The organism is Faecalicoccus sp. LCP19S3_E2 (assembly GCF_052121255.1).
GTDB lineage: Bacteria > Bacillota_I > Bacilli_A > Erysipelotrichales > Erysipelotrichaceae > Faecalicoccus.
The window spans coordinates 97,448-112,780 of record NZ_JBQKEP010000001.1 but is presented as its reverse complement, the minus strand read 5'-3'; the positions used below and the strand labels follow the sequence as shown (position 1 = coordinate 112,780).

17 protein-coding genes and 1 tRNA gene are annotated in these 15,333 nt (G+C 40.0%); 14 read left to right on the top strand and 4 right to left on the bottom strand.

The window, feature by feature from the left end:
* Positions 1-53: 53 nt before the first annotated feature.
* From ACTQX6_RS00640 to ACTQX6_RS00620, 5 genes are all read left to right on the top strand, one after another.
* Positions 54-755 (top strand): hypothetical protein, encoded by a 702-nt coding sequence (locus ACTQX6_RS00640; RefSeq protein ID WP_294687560.1) that lies wholly within the window; start codon positions 54-56, stop codon positions 753-755.
* Between the two features lie 16 nt (positions 756-771).
* Entirely contained in the window at positions 772-1,557 is a 786-nt protein-coding gene (locus ACTQX6_RS00635) for a PTS sugar transporter subunit IIA (RefSeq protein WP_294687557.1), read from the top strand.
* A 126-nt stretch (positions 1,558-1,683) separates the two neighbouring features.
* A complete protein-coding gene (locus ACTQX6_RS00630; protein ID WP_117445489.1) occupies positions 1,684-1,971 on the top strand; it encodes a type II toxin-antitoxin system prevent-host-death family antitoxin in 288 nt (95 codons plus the stop codon).
* Entirely contained in the window at positions 1,955-2,272 is a 318-nt protein-coding gene (locus ACTQX6_RS00625) for a type II toxin-antitoxin system RelE/ParE family toxin (protein ID WP_294687554.1), read from the top strand. The genes ACTQX6_RS00630 and ACTQX6_RS00625 overlap by 17 nt, the downstream gene beginning before the upstream one ends.
* Before the next feature lie 425 nt (positions 2,273-2,697).
* Positions 2,698-2,907 carry a hypothetical protein gene (locus tag ACTQX6_RS00620; RefSeq protein ID WP_117445491.1) on the top strand — a complete coding sequence of 70 codons (210 nt, stop codon included), beginning with the start codon at positions 2,698-2,700 and terminating at the stop codon, positions 2,905-2,907.
* An 88-nt stretch (positions 2,908-2,995) separates the two neighbouring features.
* Here the strand turns inward: ACTQX6_RS00620 and ACTQX6_RS00615 are convergent.
* Positions 2,996-3,084 (bottom strand) — tRNA-Ser (locus ACTQX6_RS00615).
* Positions 3,085-3,168: 84 nt separating this feature from the next.
* Here ACTQX6_RS00615 and ACTQX6_RS00610 point away from each other — a divergent pair.
* Complete coding sequence (locus ACTQX6_RS00610) at positions 3,169-4,332, top strand: cation diffusion facilitator family transporter (protein WP_117445492.1); 1,164 nt, start codon at positions 3,169-3,171, stop codon at positions 4,330-4,332.
* On the opposite strand, the gene ACTQX6_RS00605 is transcribed toward ACTQX6_RS00610, so the two are convergent.
* The gene (locus ACTQX6_RS00605; RefSeq protein WP_441657186.1) at positions 4,329-5,084 is read right to left on the bottom strand and encodes a DeoR/GlpR family DNA-binding transcription regulator; all 756 of its coding nucleotides are present in this window, start codon (positions 5,082-5,084) and stop codon (positions 4,329-4,331) included. The genes ACTQX6_RS00610 and ACTQX6_RS00605 overlap by 4 nt on opposite strands.
* A 253-nt stretch (positions 5,085-5,337) precedes the next feature.
* Positions 5,338-6,126 carry a polyphenol oxidase family protein gene (locus ACTQX6_RS00600; RefSeq protein WP_195222891.1) on the bottom strand — a complete coding sequence of 263 codons (789 nt, stop codon included), beginning with the start codon at positions 6,124-6,126 and terminating at the stop codon, positions 5,338-5,340.
* Positions 6,127-6,264: 138 nt separating this feature from the next.
* On the opposite strand from ACTQX6_RS00600, the gene hrcA reads away from it, so the two are divergent.
* From hrcA to dnaJ, 4 genes are read left to right on the top strand one after another with little or no spacing between them, the layout of a single operon-like run.
* Entirely contained in the window at positions 6,265-7,308 is a 1,044-nt protein-coding gene (gene hrcA / locus ACTQX6_RS00595; RefSeq protein ID WP_294687544.1) for a heat-inducible transcriptional repressor HrcA, read from the top strand.
* Positions 7,286-7,852 (top strand): nucleotide exchange factor GrpE, encoded by a 567-nt coding sequence (gene grpE / locus ACTQX6_RS00590; protein WP_022789460.1) that lies wholly within the window; start codon positions 7,286-7,288, stop codon positions 7,850-7,852. Before hrcA ends, grpE begins: the two co-directional genes overlap by 23 nt.
* Positions 7,853-7,866: 14 nt before the next feature.
* Positions 7,867-9,672 carry a molecular chaperone DnaK gene (gene dnaK, locus ACTQX6_RS00585; RefSeq protein ID WP_022789459.1) on the top strand — a complete coding sequence of 602 codons (1,806 nt, stop codon included), beginning with the start codon at positions 7,867-7,869 and terminating at the stop codon, positions 9,670-9,672.
* A 54-nt stretch (positions 9,673-9,726) separates the two neighbouring features.
* Positions 9,727-10,842: a molecular chaperone DnaJ gene (gene dnaJ, locus ACTQX6_RS00580; protein ID WP_168964624.1), complete on the top strand. Its 1,116-nt coding sequence runs from the start codon at positions 9,727-9,729 to the stop codon at positions 10,840-10,842.
* Positions 10,843-10,890: 48 nt separating this feature from the next.
* Here the strand turns inward: dnaJ and ACTQX6_RS00575 are convergent, their stop codons facing one another.
* A complete protein-coding gene (locus ACTQX6_RS00575; RefSeq protein WP_294687540.1) occupies positions 10,891-12,357 on the bottom strand; it encodes an LCP family protein in 1,467 nt (488 codons plus the stop codon).
* 133 nt (positions 12,358-12,490) lie between these two features.
* Between ACTQX6_RS00575 and ACTQX6_RS00570 the strand changes: the two genes are divergently transcribed.
* Genes ACTQX6_RS00570 through ACTQX6_RS00555 form a run of 4 tightly spaced genes read left to right on the top strand, consistent with a single transcriptional unit; the run spans position 12,491 to position 15,332 of the window.
* Positions 12,491-13,180 carry a YveK family protein gene (locus ACTQX6_RS00570; protein WP_117445497.1) on the top strand — a complete coding sequence of 230 codons (690 nt, stop codon included), beginning with the start codon at positions 12,491-12,493 and terminating at the stop codon, positions 13,178-13,180.
* A gap of 1 nt (position 13,181) precedes the next feature.
* Positions 13,182-13,931, top strand: coding sequence for a CpsD/CapB family tyrosine-protein kinase (locus ACTQX6_RS00565; RefSeq protein ID WP_441657696.1), 750 nt, complete (start codon positions 13,182-13,184; stop codon positions 13,929-13,931).
* Positions 13,837-14,616, top strand: a complete 780-nt coding sequence (locus ACTQX6_RS00560; RefSeq protein ID WP_441657695.1) for a tyrosine-protein phosphatase — start codon at positions 13,837-13,839, stop codon at positions 14,614-14,616. Before ACTQX6_RS00565 ends, ACTQX6_RS00560 begins: the two co-directional genes overlap by 95 nt.
* Positions 14,617-14,669: 53 nt before the next feature.
* The gene (locus ACTQX6_RS00555) at positions 14,670-15,332 is read left to right on the top strand and encodes a sugar transferase (RefSeq protein ID WP_294687531.1); all 663 of its coding nucleotides are present in this window, start codon (positions 14,670-14,672) and stop codon (positions 15,330-15,332) included.
* Position 15,333: the final 1 nt, after the last annotated feature.

Here is a 15,333-nt window from a genome sequence, read left to right as displayed (position 1 = left end):
GAAGCTAAAAAGCGATAAATTCCAAAAAATTCGATCAGATGATGGAAGGGCATATGCCTGCCGATTTCGAGATATTGATCAATAATTTCTCGGTCGGTATTTTTGGTATGATCCCGGCGATTTTCGGGTATTACCTGATCGGTCCGTTGATGGAAGCTATCTTAGCGATATTAATGATGGGGGTTAACATTCTCATCAATCATGCCCTTTTACCACTGGTAGCGATTTTTGTGGAACCGGCCAAAGTCTTGTTCTTAAATAATGCGATCAATCATGGCATTTTTACACCGATTGGTATTGAACAAGCTTCTCAAACCGGTCGCTCGATTATGTATATGCTGGAGGCCAATCCTGGGCCGGGACTCGGCGTGTTGTTAGCTTATTGGATCTTTTCCAAGGATCAGGCAACTAAAGATTCCGCACCGGGTGCGATCATCATTCATTTCTTTGGTGGAATTCATGAGATTTATTTCCCTTATATTTTAATGAATCCGATCGTGATCATTGCACCGATTTTAGGAAACATATGTGCGATTGCCTTCTATGCATTGATGGGATGTGGCTTGCAGGGGCCGGCTTCTCCGGGATCGATCATTGCGTTTATGTCGATGGCTCCCAAGGATGCGATCATTCCTACCGCAATAGGCGTTATTCTTGCCGCCGGTGTTTCTTTTGCGATTGCCAGTCCGATCATTAAAATGACAAGTACAAAATCACAGTCTTTGGAAGAGCCCAAAATCAAGTCAGTGGAATGAAAGCACAGGCAAAGGATTGATCAGTGCACAAAATATTTTCAATGCGCAGAAAATTGTCTTTGCCTGTGATGCCGGTATGGGATCCAGCGCAATGGGTGCAACAAAATTTAGAAATCGATTAAAAGCAGTTCGTCCGGATATTGTAGTGACAAATACTTCAGTCGATAATATACCTTCGGATGGTGACATTGCCGTTGTGCAAACGGTACTGCAGGACCGGGCAAAGGCATGTGCGCCACAGGCGGTTTTAGTAACAATCAAGAATTTATTGGCCGATCCGGCCCTTGATGAATTGTATTTCCAGCTTTCTACCGGAGATGCTTTAGTGACAGAGGCAACACCGGAAGAACCGGAAGAAGAAATAAGCTCTTTATTCGCATCGGATGTATTGATCAAAGATGGCATTCTGTTAGGACAAAAATCAGTTTCTAAAGAAGAAGCCATTACTGCTGCCGGCGAGCTGTTAGTTCAACTAGGCTATGTTACGGAAGATTATGTACCAGCCATGTTAGAGCGTGAAAAGATCGTCACGACCTATATCGGTATGGGACTAGCCATTCCGCATGGTACGACACATGGAGATGATACCATCAAGAAAACCGGTATTGTGCTGTTGCAGTATCCAGATGGTGTAATATTCGGTGAAGAAAAAGCGCAGCTTGTCATCGGCATTGCCGGCAAAGGCGGAGAACATATGGAAGTCTTATCCAAGGTTTGTACTGCACTGGAAGATGAAGTGGTCTTAGAAAAAATGAAAACCACACAGGATAAAGACTGGATCTTACAGATTTTAACAAAATAAGGATTTTAAACAATCAATCATAATATACACTTTAAGCCAGGATATCATAGAATTCTGGCTTTTATTCTACAAATATAGCACTTTTAGTGTATAATATTGATATAATTATACTATGAGGAGGAAGTTATGAACATTAGACCATCTGCAGCTATTCGCCAAAACTATAATGAAATTGCTGATCTTTGCCGGCAAACTAAAGAACCTGTTTTCTTGACGAAAAATGGTGAGGGAGATTTGGTTGTAATGGATTTGGAGACTTATGAGCAAAGAGAGAAAATGTTGAAATTACGGGAAGAGTTAGTCTCTGTTGAAGAAGAACGCCTCCTTGGCAACACTGGATATAGCGTAGATCAGGTATCCAAAATGATGAACGAGATAATTGAAGAGGTTGTTAAAAATGGAAGAAATGAATGAATATCAAGTCATTGTATCGCAGAAGGCAACAAAGATATTGGTATCTCATGCGGCTTTTTTGGCACAGGTTAGCCCAGAAGCAGCAAGGAAACTAACGAAGGACTTTCAAGAAACATCTTCTTCACTTTCATTTATGCCAACTCGTTATCCATGGTTGGACAGTGAGTATATTGCGAAATATAAATACCGCTATGTCATTTTTGGAAAAAGATATTTAATGATTTATCAAATCATTAATAAAAAGGTTTATGTGGATTATGTCGTAGATTGTCGTCAAGACTATGCTTGGTTAATTAAGTAAAGAAAACTAATCAGGGTGATTTTCATCCTGATTAGTTTTATACTCTTTTATAAAGGCTTGTTGAAAGGAAATAATTCAAATAAATGAAAAAAGTTTATGATCTTAATAGTGTTATACTATATATAGTCGATAGAAAATAAAGGTAATGATGATGGAATAAAATATTGCTCAAAATAGTATAAAATTAAAAAACATCGTGTGATATCTGAAGAAAAGTTAAAGATGTTAGTAAATTCGAATCACTTTAATTATGAATATGACAGGTTATATTAAGCTTAAAAAATGGTGTTGGATTGAGTAAGGCTTAAATTCTAGTTTATGAAATGTTTGAGGATATTTTAAAAGATTCAAACATATGAAGATTCATAAAGAACAGGTAGCAAGATGAAAACAAAAACAATAGTATTCAAAAACAACTTATTGAAATGATAGATTATATTGAATCAAACGGATTGAAAATGGGCAGAGATACTGTAAATTTCATTATTGATAAATATTATAAATCGATAGATGACTTGGAAACAAGGTTATCTGAAGCAGATCATCTTGCGGAAATGACGGATGAAAAATATACACATGATGAAGTTTTTGAGAGGATTAGAAAGAGATTAAAAGGAAAGAAAGATTTATTTTGACAGAAATGGAAGGAATTCAAAAAGTGTTCTAAAACTTAAAAAACGATAAATTACAATAATTTACCGTTCAAACTACTATATAGAATAATGGCGGAGACGGTGGGATTCGAACCCACGTGCCCGTGAAGGCAACTCGATTTCGAGTCGAGCTCGTTATGACCACTTCGATACGTCTCCGTGCCCAAGTATTGTACCATAAAAGTAAGAATAACGTAACTAAAATTGATTGAATGCTTTAAAGTGTTTTGATACAATCGCGGTATGGTAAATTTATTAGTCAAACGATTTGTAAAAGATTATCAAAACACGAAAGATTCAGGTGTTAGAAGTGCTGTAGGAAGACTATGCGGTTTTATCGGGATTTTAGCTAACCTGTTTTTATTTGTGATCAAATATGTTATCGGAGTGATTGTCAACAGCGTTTCCATTCGTGCTGATGCGATCAACAACTTGTCCGATGCCTGCAGTAATATCATCTCCATCGTCTCTTTTGTCGTATCCAATAAACCGGCTGACGAAGATCATCCTTTTGGCCATGAGCGAAGTGAAACCATTGCTTCCTTGTTTGTGGGATTGATCGTAGGATATATCGGTATTGAAATGGCTAAAGAAAGTATCGAAAAGATCCTGCATCCTTCAGCCATCGACTTTCGCATCGTCACACTTGTGATCTTAGGCATTTCCATCGTTGTTAAATTATGGATGTATGCTTACAATAAAAAGCTTTCTAAAGTGTATGATTCTTCTTTGTTGGAGGCAACGGCATTAGATTCGATCAGTGATGTCATGGGAACGGGCGCTGTCTTTTTATCAACGTTGATCTCTCCGTTAGTTGGATGGAATTTAGACGGGTACATGGGAATCATCGTTTCATTCATTATCTTATATAATGCTTATACCTTGATTCGTGAAGTTTTAAATGTGCTATTGGGAGAAGCGCCAGACCCGAACTTGGTGAATAAAATAGATCGCTTTATCTTAAAGAGCCCGGAAGTATTAGGCGTTCATGATTTGATGATTCATAATTATGGACCTAATCGTTTGTTTGCCAGTGCACATGTGGAAGTCGATGCTTCGGATAATATTTTTAAAGTGCATGATGCCATTGACAATATTGAAAGAGAAATCAAAAAAGAGATGGGTATTGAACTGGTTCTACATATGGATCCTGTCAAAGTCAATGATCCGTTGACTGAGCGTTATAAAAAGCTTGTCGCCGATGCGATACAAGCTTTGGGTGTTTCCTGGAATTTTCATGATTTTCGAATCGTATCCGGTCCAACACACGTAAATCTGGTCTTTGATCTGGTCATTCCGTATGATGAAACAATGACGCCTTCTCAAATTGAAGAGAATTTATTGGCACATATCAAATCGGATAAAAAAGTATATCTTGTATTAACAATTGATCATCCTATGGCTTAGACCTGGATGATCTTTTTTATATCTTTGACAAGGTTTAAATCATCCTGTGAAATCTCGTTGGTCACAAGCATATCAAATTCGCGGAATTTACAAAATGTGAAAGGGGCTTTGTCATGAAACTTGGAGCTGTCTGTGACCATGATCAACTTTTCAGTTTGATTCATGACATGTCGTTTAAATCCCAGTTCATTGATGTTGGTGGAAGTAAAGCCTTCACAGTCTTTAAAGCCGTCAGTTCCCATGATCGCAAGATCAATATGTACATGATCGATGATTTCAATGGCAAAGGTTCCGTAGGCGCGTAATCCGGCATTATAAATCATACCGCCGGTAAAGAGAATATCGAAATTAAAGGCAGCGCATTGTTGGGCTGACGGTAAAGAATTCGTTACGATGGTCAAGCTTTTTTTACCCTGCAAAGCAGGAATTCCCAGCAGAACGGTACTTCCGGAATCTAAAAAGACAACCGAACCATCCTGGATCTCGTTTAAAGCACGGATGCCGACTCGTTTTTTGGCTTCTGCATTTTCCTGATTTCGAAATAATAATGGGGTTTCCTGCATCGGATTTTGAATACGGGCATAGCCGTGTTCACGAATCAGTAAAGATTGTGCTTCCATTTCACTGATATCATTACGTAAGGTTTCCGGTGTGACTCCCAATCTTTTGGCAAGATCGATTACGCGTACTCGGCTTTCTTCTAATAAAATCTGACGAATCTTTGATTGACGAAGTTCTTTTTTTCTGGACATATCCATTCCTCTTTTCAAATGTATTATAGCGAAAGATTGAAAGAATAGAAAATTTTTGTTCAGAAGATTTGATATTTAAAAACTTTTTGAAAAACGATTTTAAATATTTTGTTTCATCGAAATAACAAGGATAAATTGTTTTTTTATGGGTTTTAGCTACAATGAGCTTGTCCATGAGGACCACTAATCATATCTGTATCCTCCTAATACGGATACAAATTATTCATCCTTTGCCTGAAAAGGCGTAAAAACCTCAATGCGAGGTTTTTTCTTTTATATAGCCATAGGTGAAATGTTCACCGCATTTAGGAAATTCCTTTAAACAATTGTTTCTGCGATAACTGAATCCATTGTCTATATCGGTTAGCGTATCGATGGAAGATAGATGAATGTTTTCTTTTGCGATACCGGCATTGATCAACATCTGGGCATTGATTCCCTGATTGTCTAATAAAGCTTTTTCGTTGGATAACCTGCGAATATATGAAGAAGTATCTATAGGCAGCTTCTGTATCTGTTCTATGACTTCCATACCTACTTCCAACGAATCAAACTGCAGGCTGGGACTAAAAAAAGCCTGTGTAGTTTTGGGATGGATAAGCTGATTTTGAATGAGGTGATCTATGGTTTTTGCGGTGATTTGTTGTACGGTACCTTTCCATCCGGAGTGGATCACACAAAGACAAGGCGTTGTTTCATCGACCAATAAGATACCAACACAATCGGCGGTAAAGACACCGATCAATACATTTGGCTCGGTTGTATAAAGGGCATCGACATCCATGATGCTGGTATATTTATCAAAGGCCCCCTTTCCTTTATCTTTTGATGTAACATGATAAAAATGATCGGTATGTTTTTGCCATGGCAAAGCCCAGTTTTCTAGCGGAATTGTGATCTTTTCCAACTCTTTTCGATTGGATAATACACCTTGTTCATCATTACATACGTGCAAAGCCATGTTGTTTTGATCGGGACGGGTCGCATCTTTTAGTGTTACAGCACCGTAAACGGTTGTGTTTATAAACTCTATTTGTTTCATATTTCTATTGTAGCAAACCAAAACGAGAAAAATCATTTAAAATTTCTTGAATTTTTAGCACTAAATCCTTGCGTTTGCTAAAGAATATGATATACTGTTAGCAGACAGAGAACAAGAGTGCTAGAAAGGGGCTTGGATATGGGACTGACACAACGTCAAAAAATCATCTTTAAAACGATCGTCGATGAATTTACACGATGTGCAGAACCGGTCGGCTCAAAGACTTTGATGCAGCTGTTGGATTTTCCGGTATCATCAGCTACGATTCGTAACGAGATGGCAGCCCTTGAAAAAGTGGGCCTGTTGGAAAAAACACATACATCCAGCGGTCGTGTTCCCAGTCAAAAAGGATATCGGTACTATGTAGAAAATCTGATGGAAACCAACCTGGATGCCAATGTGAAACATTCTTTGCAGCAGGTATTTTCCGAAAGACATTATTCATTGGATGAAGTCGTAGAAAAAAGTTGTGATATCTTAAGTCACATGACCAATCTAACGAGCATTGTCTTAGGGCCGGACAGTCGTTCACAAAAGCTTCAGCATGTACAACTGATTCCGATCAGTGAAAAAAGTGCAGTAGGCATTATCGTGACCGATCAGGGCCATACAGAGAATAAAGTCTTTGATTTTGGTACGGAAGTATCGGTACAGGATATTAAGACATGTACGGATTTGTTGAATGATCAGCTGGTAGGAACACCTATCAGTGAAGTCGTTGACAAGATGAAAGAAATCGAGCCTTTGATGGCAGCCAAGGTTGTTCGTCACGAAGTGCTGTTTGAAGCCTTTGTGACAGCATTTATGCGTTTTGCCACAGAAAAGGTCAAGGTTTCCGGAAGAAGCAATATGTTGTATCAACCGGAATTCAGCGATTTAAATAAGCTGAAAGAGCTGATGGCTGTATTGGAAAGCTCCAGCTTATTTCATCAGTGGACCGATCAAGAAGATAATGTGGCGATTCAGATTGATCAGCGAAATGAGTTGCTGCAGATTGGAGATTGTTCGGTCGTTACGACAAAATTTCATTACAACAACGATGAGGAAGGGCAGTTGATGGTCGTAGGGCCAAATCGAATGCAGTATTCCAAAGTGGTTGCCCTGATGGATTACATGTCCAGCGTGATTGAAGATGTCTTTGCACAAAAAGGAGGCGGAAATGACGATGAGCAAAAAGAATGAGAAAAAAGAAGAAAAAAAGATGGAAGAACAGCCGGAAATCAAAGAACAGAATGATGCGGACAAGGAAGCGAATGTCGAAGAAGTCAATCCTTTAGAAGCAGAGATCGAAAATTTGAAAGAAGAATTGGCAAAGGCTAAAAACGATGTAGCTCGTGCCTATGCCGATACAGAAAATATGAAAAAGCGTCTGCAGAATGAAGCGGATATGACAAAGAAATATCGTTTCCAGCAGGCCGGACTGGAACTTCTTCCGATCTTGGATGGTATGGAAAGAGCTTTGATGGTTCAAAGTGAAAATGAAGAAGTTTTAAATTATGTCAAAGGATTCGAAATGATTCATCAGCAGTTAGTCAATGTGCTGACAAATGAGGGAATCAAAGAAATTGAAGCAATGGGACAACCTTTTGATCACAATACGATGCAGGCTTTGATGCAGGAAGCCAAGGAAGGTGTAGAGCCGGGAATGGTCATCGAAGTGATGCAGAAAGGTTATATGTTAAAGGATCGTATATTAAGACCTGCCTTAGTGAAGGTAAGTGAGTAAAGGAGGAATCGACTATGGCAAAAATTATTGGTATTGACTTAGGTACAACAAACAGCTGTGTGGCTGTCATGGAAGGTAAGGATTCAAAAGTAATCCCTAACCCGGAAGGAAATCGTACAACACCAAGTGTTGTAGCATTTAAAAACGGAGAACGTATTATCGGTGATGCCGCTAAACGTCAGGCAGTTACCAACAAAAATACGATTTCATCCATTAAACGTTTGATGGGTACAAACCAGAAAGTAGAGGCCGAAGGAAAACAATACACACCACAGGAAATCAGTGCGATGATCCTGCAGTATTTGAAATCTTATGCAGAAGATTATTTAGGAGAACCTGTCACAAAAGCAGTTATCACTGTACCGGCTTACTTCAACGATGCTCAGCGTCAGGCTACTAAAGATGCCGGAAAGATCGCCGGATTGGAAGTAGAACGTATTATCAACGAACCAACAGCGGCTGCTTTGGCTTATGGGATTGATAAGACAGATAAAGAACAGAAAGTTTTGATCTACGACTTAGGTGGAGGAACATTCGATGTTAGTATCCTGGATTTGGCTGACGGTACTTTTGAAGTATTATCAACAAACGGTGATACCCACTTAGGTGGAGATGACTTCGATAACGTATTGGTTGATTGGATGGCTGATACTTTCAAGAAAGAAAACGGAATTGATTTGAAACAAGATACAATGGCTTTACAGCGTTTAAAAGAAGCTGCTGAAAAGGCAAAGAAAGATTTAAGTGGTGTTATGCAGACACAGATCAGCTTGCCATTTATCTCTGCCGGAGCCAGTGGTCCATTGCACTTTGAAGCTACATTAACACGTGCTAAATTTGATGAAATGACAAAATCTTTGGTAGATCGTACAATGATTCCGATTGAAAACGCATTGCGTGATGCCAAATTGTCTAAGAGTGATATCGACCAGGTATTGTTGGTTGGTGGATCCACTCGTATCCCGGCTGTACAGGAAGCTGTACGCAAGGCATTAGGTAAAGATCCTAACCATTCTGTTAACCCGGATGAAGCCGTTGCCATGGGTGCTGCCATTCAGGGTGGTGTTATCTCTGGTGATGTAAAAGACGTATTGTTGCTGGATGTTACACCATTGTCATTAGGTATCGAAACTATGGGTGGTGTTATGACTGTATTGATTCCACGTAATACAACGATCCCAACAAGTAAATCGCAGATCTTCTCAACAGCTGCAGATAACCAGCCGGCTGTAGATATCAAGGTATTGCAGGGTGAACGTCCAATGGCTGCCGATAACAAAGAATTAGGAAACTTCCAGTTGACAGGTATCGCACCGGCTCGTCGTGGTGTCCCTCAAATTGAAGTTACCTTTGATATCGATGCCAACGGTATCGTTCATGTCAGCGCTAAAGATAAGGGAACCGGAAAAGAACAGTCTATCACGATCCAGAACTCCAGCGGATTAAGTGATGATGAAATCGATCGTATGGTTCGTGAAGCCGAAGAACATAAGGCCGAAGATGAAAAACGTAAAGATGAAATCGATTTACGTAACCGTGCCGAAGGATTCATTGCACAGATCGATGCGATGTTAGAGGATGGCAAAGACAAAATTGATGCCAAACAGGCAGAAGAAACGAAAAAATTGCGTGATGACTTGCAGAAATCTCTGGATGAGAATAATATGGAAGATGTCCGCAATAAATTAGAAGCTTTGGAAAAGGCCGCACAGATGGCTGGTCAGCAGATGTATCAGCAGCAGGCTAACCAGGGCGGACAAGACAACACAACGCATACTAATGATGATGTTGTCGATGGTGAATTTACCGAAAAACACTAATTTTTAAAGTTCTAGCTGTTGCTAGAACTTTATCATGAGATAAGGAGGGAAATCATGGCTGAAAAAAGAGACTATTATGAAGTACTGGGCGTTGCCAAAGATGCCACAGAGGATCAGATCAAGAAAGCCTACCGAAAGTTGGCCATGAAGTATCACCCGGATGTAAATAAGGATCCAGGGGCTGAAGATAAATTTAAAGAGATCAATGAAGCCTACGAGGTCCTTAGCGATAAAGATAAACGTGCCCGTTATGATCAGTTTGGACATGCCGGTATGGACGGTGCCTTTGGTCAGGGCGGATTCCAGGGTGGATTCAGTGACTTCGGGGACTTGAATGATATTTTCGGTTCTTTCTTTGGAGGCTCCGGATTTGGCTTTGGAGGTTCCTCCCGAAGAAGTGCTAATCAGCCTCGTCAGGGGCAGGATCGCTATATGCAGATGCGTATCGATTTTATGGATGCGATCTTTGGCAAGACCGAAACCATTACTTTAGAAGTGGATGAACAATGTTCGCATTGTCATGGCAGTGGAGCCGAACATCCTGAAGATGTACAGACATGTCCGACATGTCATGGTAGCGGTTATGTTATGACACAACAAAGAAGTATGTTTGGTGTGATTCAGCAGCAGTCTGTTTGTCCGGATTGTCATGGAACGGGTAAAAAAGTTACGCATGTTTGTCACAAATGTCATGGCAAGGGCTATGAGCATAAACGTGTAAAGCTGGATATAAAGATTCCGGCTGGCATTTCTACCGGTCAACAGATTCGTATCGCAGGCAAAGGAGAACGTGGATCTAACGGTGGACCAAATGGTGATCTTTATATTGAAATCATCGTACAGCCACATTCTACTTTTAAACGAGAAGGAAATGATATTTACATCAAAGTACCAATCAGTGCTTTGGATGCGACAATCGGAACCAGTGTACAGGTACCGACCGTATATGGTGATGTCGAGTTGAAAATTCCGGAAGGAACACAGCCTAATACAAAATTTCGTTTGAAAGGGAAAGGTGTCAAAACTTCTCGTCAAACAGGTGATGAATTTGTTGAAGTGATGATTGAAATTCCAAGGAAGCTGACACGTAAAGAACGTGACTTATATGAACAGCTACGTAAAGGGCAAAAGGAAAGCCCGTTTGAACGTTTTAAAAATTCATTTAAATAGAATGAATCCCACCTCAGTTGTTGAGGTGGGATTTTATTTTGCATGGTCTTAATTTCCATCCAGAACTGTGTTTATTTTTTGAATGGCAGTCTTTACTGTTTCTTGATTGGGAACCATGACATAAGCTGTGTTTCCCAATTCGGCGCACATTAACTGCTCTCCGGTTCCATCGACCATGAATTGTTCGATAGTCCAGCTGGGATTTTGATCTAGTTGAAACTGCACCAGTGCAGCGATTTCATCTTTTGATAAGTTGGTTTGGAAAGAATCGCCCAGTGCATTTAATAAAGAAGCATAATTGACCAGAATCGACGGTGATTTGATTTGATTGATGATGCCCATCAGCACAATTTGTTGGTTACGAGTGCGCTGTCTGTCCCCGCTGGCATAGGCATACCGCTCTCTGGAAAAGCGTAAAGCCGTTTTTCCGTCGAGATGCTGCAGACCGGCCTCGATATGAAAACCATCATTTTGAACATTCTTGCCAACCGCTGCTTCCTGCGGAATATCTACATCAATACCACCCAATGCATCTACGACTTCCTGAACGCTTTCAAATCCGACTTTAAAAGAATAGTTGATTTTGATACCAAATAAGTTCTCAAGAGTCATTTTTGTTGTATTGGTTCCATTTAATCCGGTATGTGTCAATTTATCCATGGCGCCATTTTGACAGCCGTCATCCGCATCACAAACAGTTTTTACATAATAATCTCTGGGGATACTTGTCAATAAAATTTTGTGTGTAGTTGGATTGATAGTCACAATCATATTGACATCGGATCTTCCGGTATCTTGAATACCGGTTCTGGAATCACTTCCTGTAATCAGTACATTAAAGGGATTTTTTGTGACATCATCTACGGCATCGGACTGCATCGTATCTTTTAAGTCAACTTCTTTTTGAAAAATAACGCGTGTGTTTTGATTGAAATTCGCATATGCTTCCATATCTGTAACATTTGACCGGCTGGATTCCGGCAAAATCACAGACTCCACCTGCCCTGCATAAAAAGCCTGGAGAAGATTGACCAGAGAGTCATAGTTTTGTTCGTCAAAATCGACCTTTAATTCGCGTATGGCCTCTAGACATCGGTCGGTCTTGTTGCGGGATATTGTTCGCAATACTCCGATCGATCGCCCCTGCAGGTCTTGAATCTTCTGATAGCTGCTGCTTTCTTTGACAATCACAGAGACCATAGAAGCACTGTGAGAAATACCGGAAATTTGTTCTAACATTACCTGCGTGCTTTGTATAGAAAAGCCGATAAATCCGCTGCTGATGGCAACCAGTATTGCCGATACGGCACAAACCCATCTTTTCCATGTTTTTTGAAGAACTTTATGCTGAAGCAAAATCAATAAGGTATCTAATGTACAGAGAAAGGCTGTCAACAAAAACAAAAAGCGAGGTGGCAAAATCTTTAGTTGAATCAGCGTCATCATCAGATATCCTGTGCAAAGTACAAGCAAGATGGAAATGATCGTAAATAGTGTTCTGTCTTTTTTTGTCATAGAGGGCATTCCTTTCCGTTTCTATTGAACATTAGACTTGTCAAGCCATATTAGTAATAGCTATAATGAAACAGTTAATGACTATAGTATAATATAAGTCATAAAATAAAACTAGAAAGCAGGGTATCGAAATATGAGAAAAGATACGTATCAGGAGCAAGACGAGTATATTGATCTGGGTCGTTTGTTTATGACTCTGTGGCATCACGCAGGCATGATCTTACTGTGCGGTATACTCTGTGCTGTATTGGGGTTTCTATATTCTGTTGTTTTTATAACACCTCTATATGAATCCAAAGCGATGATGATCGTTAATCCGGGTCAAAGAGATATTGTGACATCCGATCAGATCAATTCAGCCGAAAAGCTGGTCGATACCTATAGTGTGATCATTACCAGTGATACAGTGATGGATCAGGTGATTTCCAATTTAAGCATGGAGCACAATTATAAGGAAGATGTGAAATTTGTAGGTGTAGAGCCGGTCAACGGCACACAGGTCATGGAAATTAGTGTATTGGCAACGGATCCGCAGGTGGCACAAAAAGTTTGCACACAAATTACTCAGGTTGCACCGGGTGTCATCGTACAAGCCGTTAAAGCCGGTTCCATGGAGTTGGTTTCGGCGGCTACGTTAAATGAGCATGCCGTATCCCCCAATCGATTGAAAAATGCTTTCTTTTCGTTTTTGGGAGGTTTCCTTTTATCTTCTGTGGTTATTTTGATATACAGTTTGTTGAACAGCCGCATCAAAGAGGGAAAGGATCTTCAACAGGATGGCCTGATTTTACTGGGAATTATTCCAGCATACAGAGGTGATTGAAATGTTGAATTTGAAAAACAGAAAAACGAAGAAATCCCCCATCAAACTTGTCAATCAGGAACAAGCTCCTTTTGCCTATGTGGAGGCTTATAAGTCGTTACGGACCAACTTAGATTTCCTGGCGGCCAAAAATGGATATCATTCAATTTTGGTTACGAGCGGATCTCCCAATGAAGGAAAGACAACTCTTTGTCTAAACCTGGTTTGTTCACTGACTGAAAGTGGAAAAAAGGTACTTTTGATGGATTGTGATTTACGAAAAAGCAGTGTAGCTGCTTATCTAAAAAAGAATCGTCGGAATTTTGGCGTGACCGATGTTTTAGCCGGGAAATGTACTTTAGATGATGCCATTTTTTTCAGTGATGTCATACGAAGTGATGTCTTGTTGTGTGGAACGATTCCCGATAATCCGGCAGAATTGATGGGTTCAGCAGAAATGGTACAACTCTTACAAAATGTTTCAGTATCGTATGATTATGTGATTATTGATACTCCACCGGTTTGTGTTGTGACCGATGCAGCTATTTTAAGCCGATATGTCGATGGGTGTGTTTTAGTAGCACGCTCAAATGTTTCCACAAAACAAAACTTTGTCCGCGCAAGACAGGCATTGGAGGATGTGCAGGCGAATTTAGTGGGTGCCGTTTTAAATGACTATGATTCGCAAAAAAGTGCGTATGGAAGATCGTATTATGCCTATCAGGAATATGGTTACGGCAAAGAAAAGTCAAAAGATGGAATGGTTGAGTGATCTGCATTGCCATATGCTTCCATGCATAGACGATGGAGCTTCTTCGATAGAGATGGCTTATGAGATGTTAGAAATGTCGGCTTTACAGGGCGTGAAACAGATTGTCTTTACACCTCACTTTGATGTGGACCGGCAGAATCTGCATGAATTTTTAAAGGCTCGACAACGATCCTTCGAAAGCATACAGGCGTGTATCGATCGTTTGGGAATCAAAGCACAGCTGGGTGCTGAGATATATTTTCGTTCTCATATGGCATGGGAAGAAGTGCAGCAGCTTTGTTTTGAAAACACACCGTATTTTTTAGTGGAATTATCTGTATTGAATGAACCGGTGGGATTGAATGAATGGATTCGGGAGGCCGTATCCAAAGGATGGATTCCCTTAATAGCACATGTAGAACGATATCGCTATATCAAAGAGAATCCGGAAATTTTAAAAGAATGGATACACTCCGGAGCTTATATACAAAGCAATGCCGGCTGGTTTTTAAAAAGTCGGCACAACAAAAAGATATTTAAAAAGTATATGGAAAATGGTTGGATAGATTCTATATCCAGTGATGCGCATGATATCCGGTATCGTATGCCCAATTTACAAAAGGCCTATCAAAAGCTGGATTCTGTGAGTAAAGAAAAGTTGCGTATACAAGGAAATATGATTTTTGAAGGAAAAACATGGAAGTGATTTTTTGAAGGTTAAATGACTCATTTTATAAAAGAGTCAAAAGGAGAACGATTTTGAAAGAAGATAATCCGATGTCTTCATCCATTTTTATGATCGAAAAACAGAATAAAACCAGCTATTTATTTTTAAAGCGTGTGCAGGATATTGTCTTTAGTTTGACAGCTTTGCTTCTTCTTTTACCCTTGTTTGTCCTGATTAGCCTTACGATCGTTTTGAATGATCCATCAGCAAGCCCTTTATATAAACAGGTGCGTATCGGTCAGGGCGGCAAACCGTTTGTGATGTATAAATTTCGGACGATGATCAAGGGTGCGGAGCAGATGAAAGACCAGATATCCGATCAGAATGAACGCCATGGACCGGTTTTTAAGATGAAAAGAGATCCACGTATTATTAGGGTAGGATATTTTCTGCGAAGTACATATTTGGATGAGTTGCCACAACTTTGGAATGTGTTGTTGGGAGATATGAGCCTTGTAGGGCCCAGACCGGCTTTACCGGCCGAGGTGGAACAGTACACAGCCTATCAAAGAAATCGGCTTTTGGTAACGCCCGGATTGACCTGTTTTTGGCAGGTATATCCTGATCAGAACGCTTTGTCCTTTGATGAATGGGTGGCCATGGATCTGGAATATATAGAACAGAGAGGTTTACTGCTGGACTGGATGCTGATCTTAAAAACGATCAAAGTAATGGTTTTTGCCCGGGGAGAATAAG

What these genes read in the sequence shown, in the direction of transcription:
- ACTQX6_RS00640 (WP_294687560.1), top strand. Translation starts at nt 54, where the DNA reads ATGCCTGCCGATTTCGAGATATTGATCAATAATTTCTCGGTCGGTATT.
- ACTQX6_RS00630 (WP_117445489.1), top strand. Translation starts at nt 1,684, where the DNA reads ATGAACATTAGACCATCTGCAGCTATTCGCCAAAACTATAATGAAATT.
- ACTQX6_RS00625 (WP_294687554.1), top strand. Translation starts at nt 1,955, where the DNA reads ATGGAAGAAATGAATGAATATCAAGTCATTGTATCGCAGAAGGCAACA.
- ACTQX6_RS00620 (WP_117445491.1), top strand. Translation starts at nt 2,698, where the DNA reads ATGATAGATTATATTGAATCAAACGGATTGAAAATGGGCAGAGATACT.
- ACTQX6_RS00610 (WP_117445492.1), top strand. Translation starts at nt 3,169, where the DNA reads ATGGTAAATTTATTAGTCAAACGATTTGTAAAAGATTATCAAAACACG.
- ACTQX6_RS00605 (WP_441657186.1), bottom strand. Translation starts at nt 5,084, where the DNA reads ATGTCCAGAAAAAAAGAACTTCGTCAATCAAAGATTCGTCAGATTTTA.
- ACTQX6_RS00600 (WP_195222891.1), bottom strand. Translation starts at nt 6,126, where the DNA reads ATGAAACAAATAGAGTTTATAAACACAACCGTTTACGGTGCTGTAACA.
- hrcA (WP_294687544.1), top strand. Translation starts at nt 6,265, where the DNA reads ATGGGACTGACACAACGTCAAAAAATCATCTTTAAAACGATCGTCGAT.
- grpE (WP_022789460.1), top strand. Translation starts at nt 7,286, where the DNA reads ATGACGATGAGCAAAAAGAATGAGAAAAAAGAAGAAAAAAAGATGGAA.
- dnaK (WP_022789459.1), top strand. Translation starts at nt 7,867, where the DNA reads ATGGCAAAAATTATTGGTATTGACTTAGGTACAACAAACAGCTGTGTG.
- dnaJ (WP_168964624.1), top strand. Translation starts at nt 9,727, where the DNA reads ATGGCTGAAAAAAGAGACTATTATGAAGTACTGGGCGTTGCCAAAGAT.
- ACTQX6_RS00575 (WP_294687540.1), bottom strand. Translation starts at nt 12,357, where the DNA reads ATGACAAAAAAAGACAGAACACTATTTACGATCATTTCCATCTTGCTT.
- ACTQX6_RS00570 (WP_117445497.1), top strand. Translation starts at nt 12,491, where the DNA reads ATGAGAAAAGATACGTATCAGGAGCAAGACGAGTATATTGATCTGGGT.
- ACTQX6_RS00565 (WP_441657696.1), top strand. Translation starts at nt 13,182, where the DNA reads ATGTTGAATTTGAAAAACAGAAAAACGAAGAAATCCCCCATCAAACTT.
- ACTQX6_RS00560 (WP_441657695.1), top strand. Translation starts at nt 13,837, where the DNA reads ATGATTCGCAAAAAAGTGCGTATGGAAGATCGTATTATGCCTATCAGG.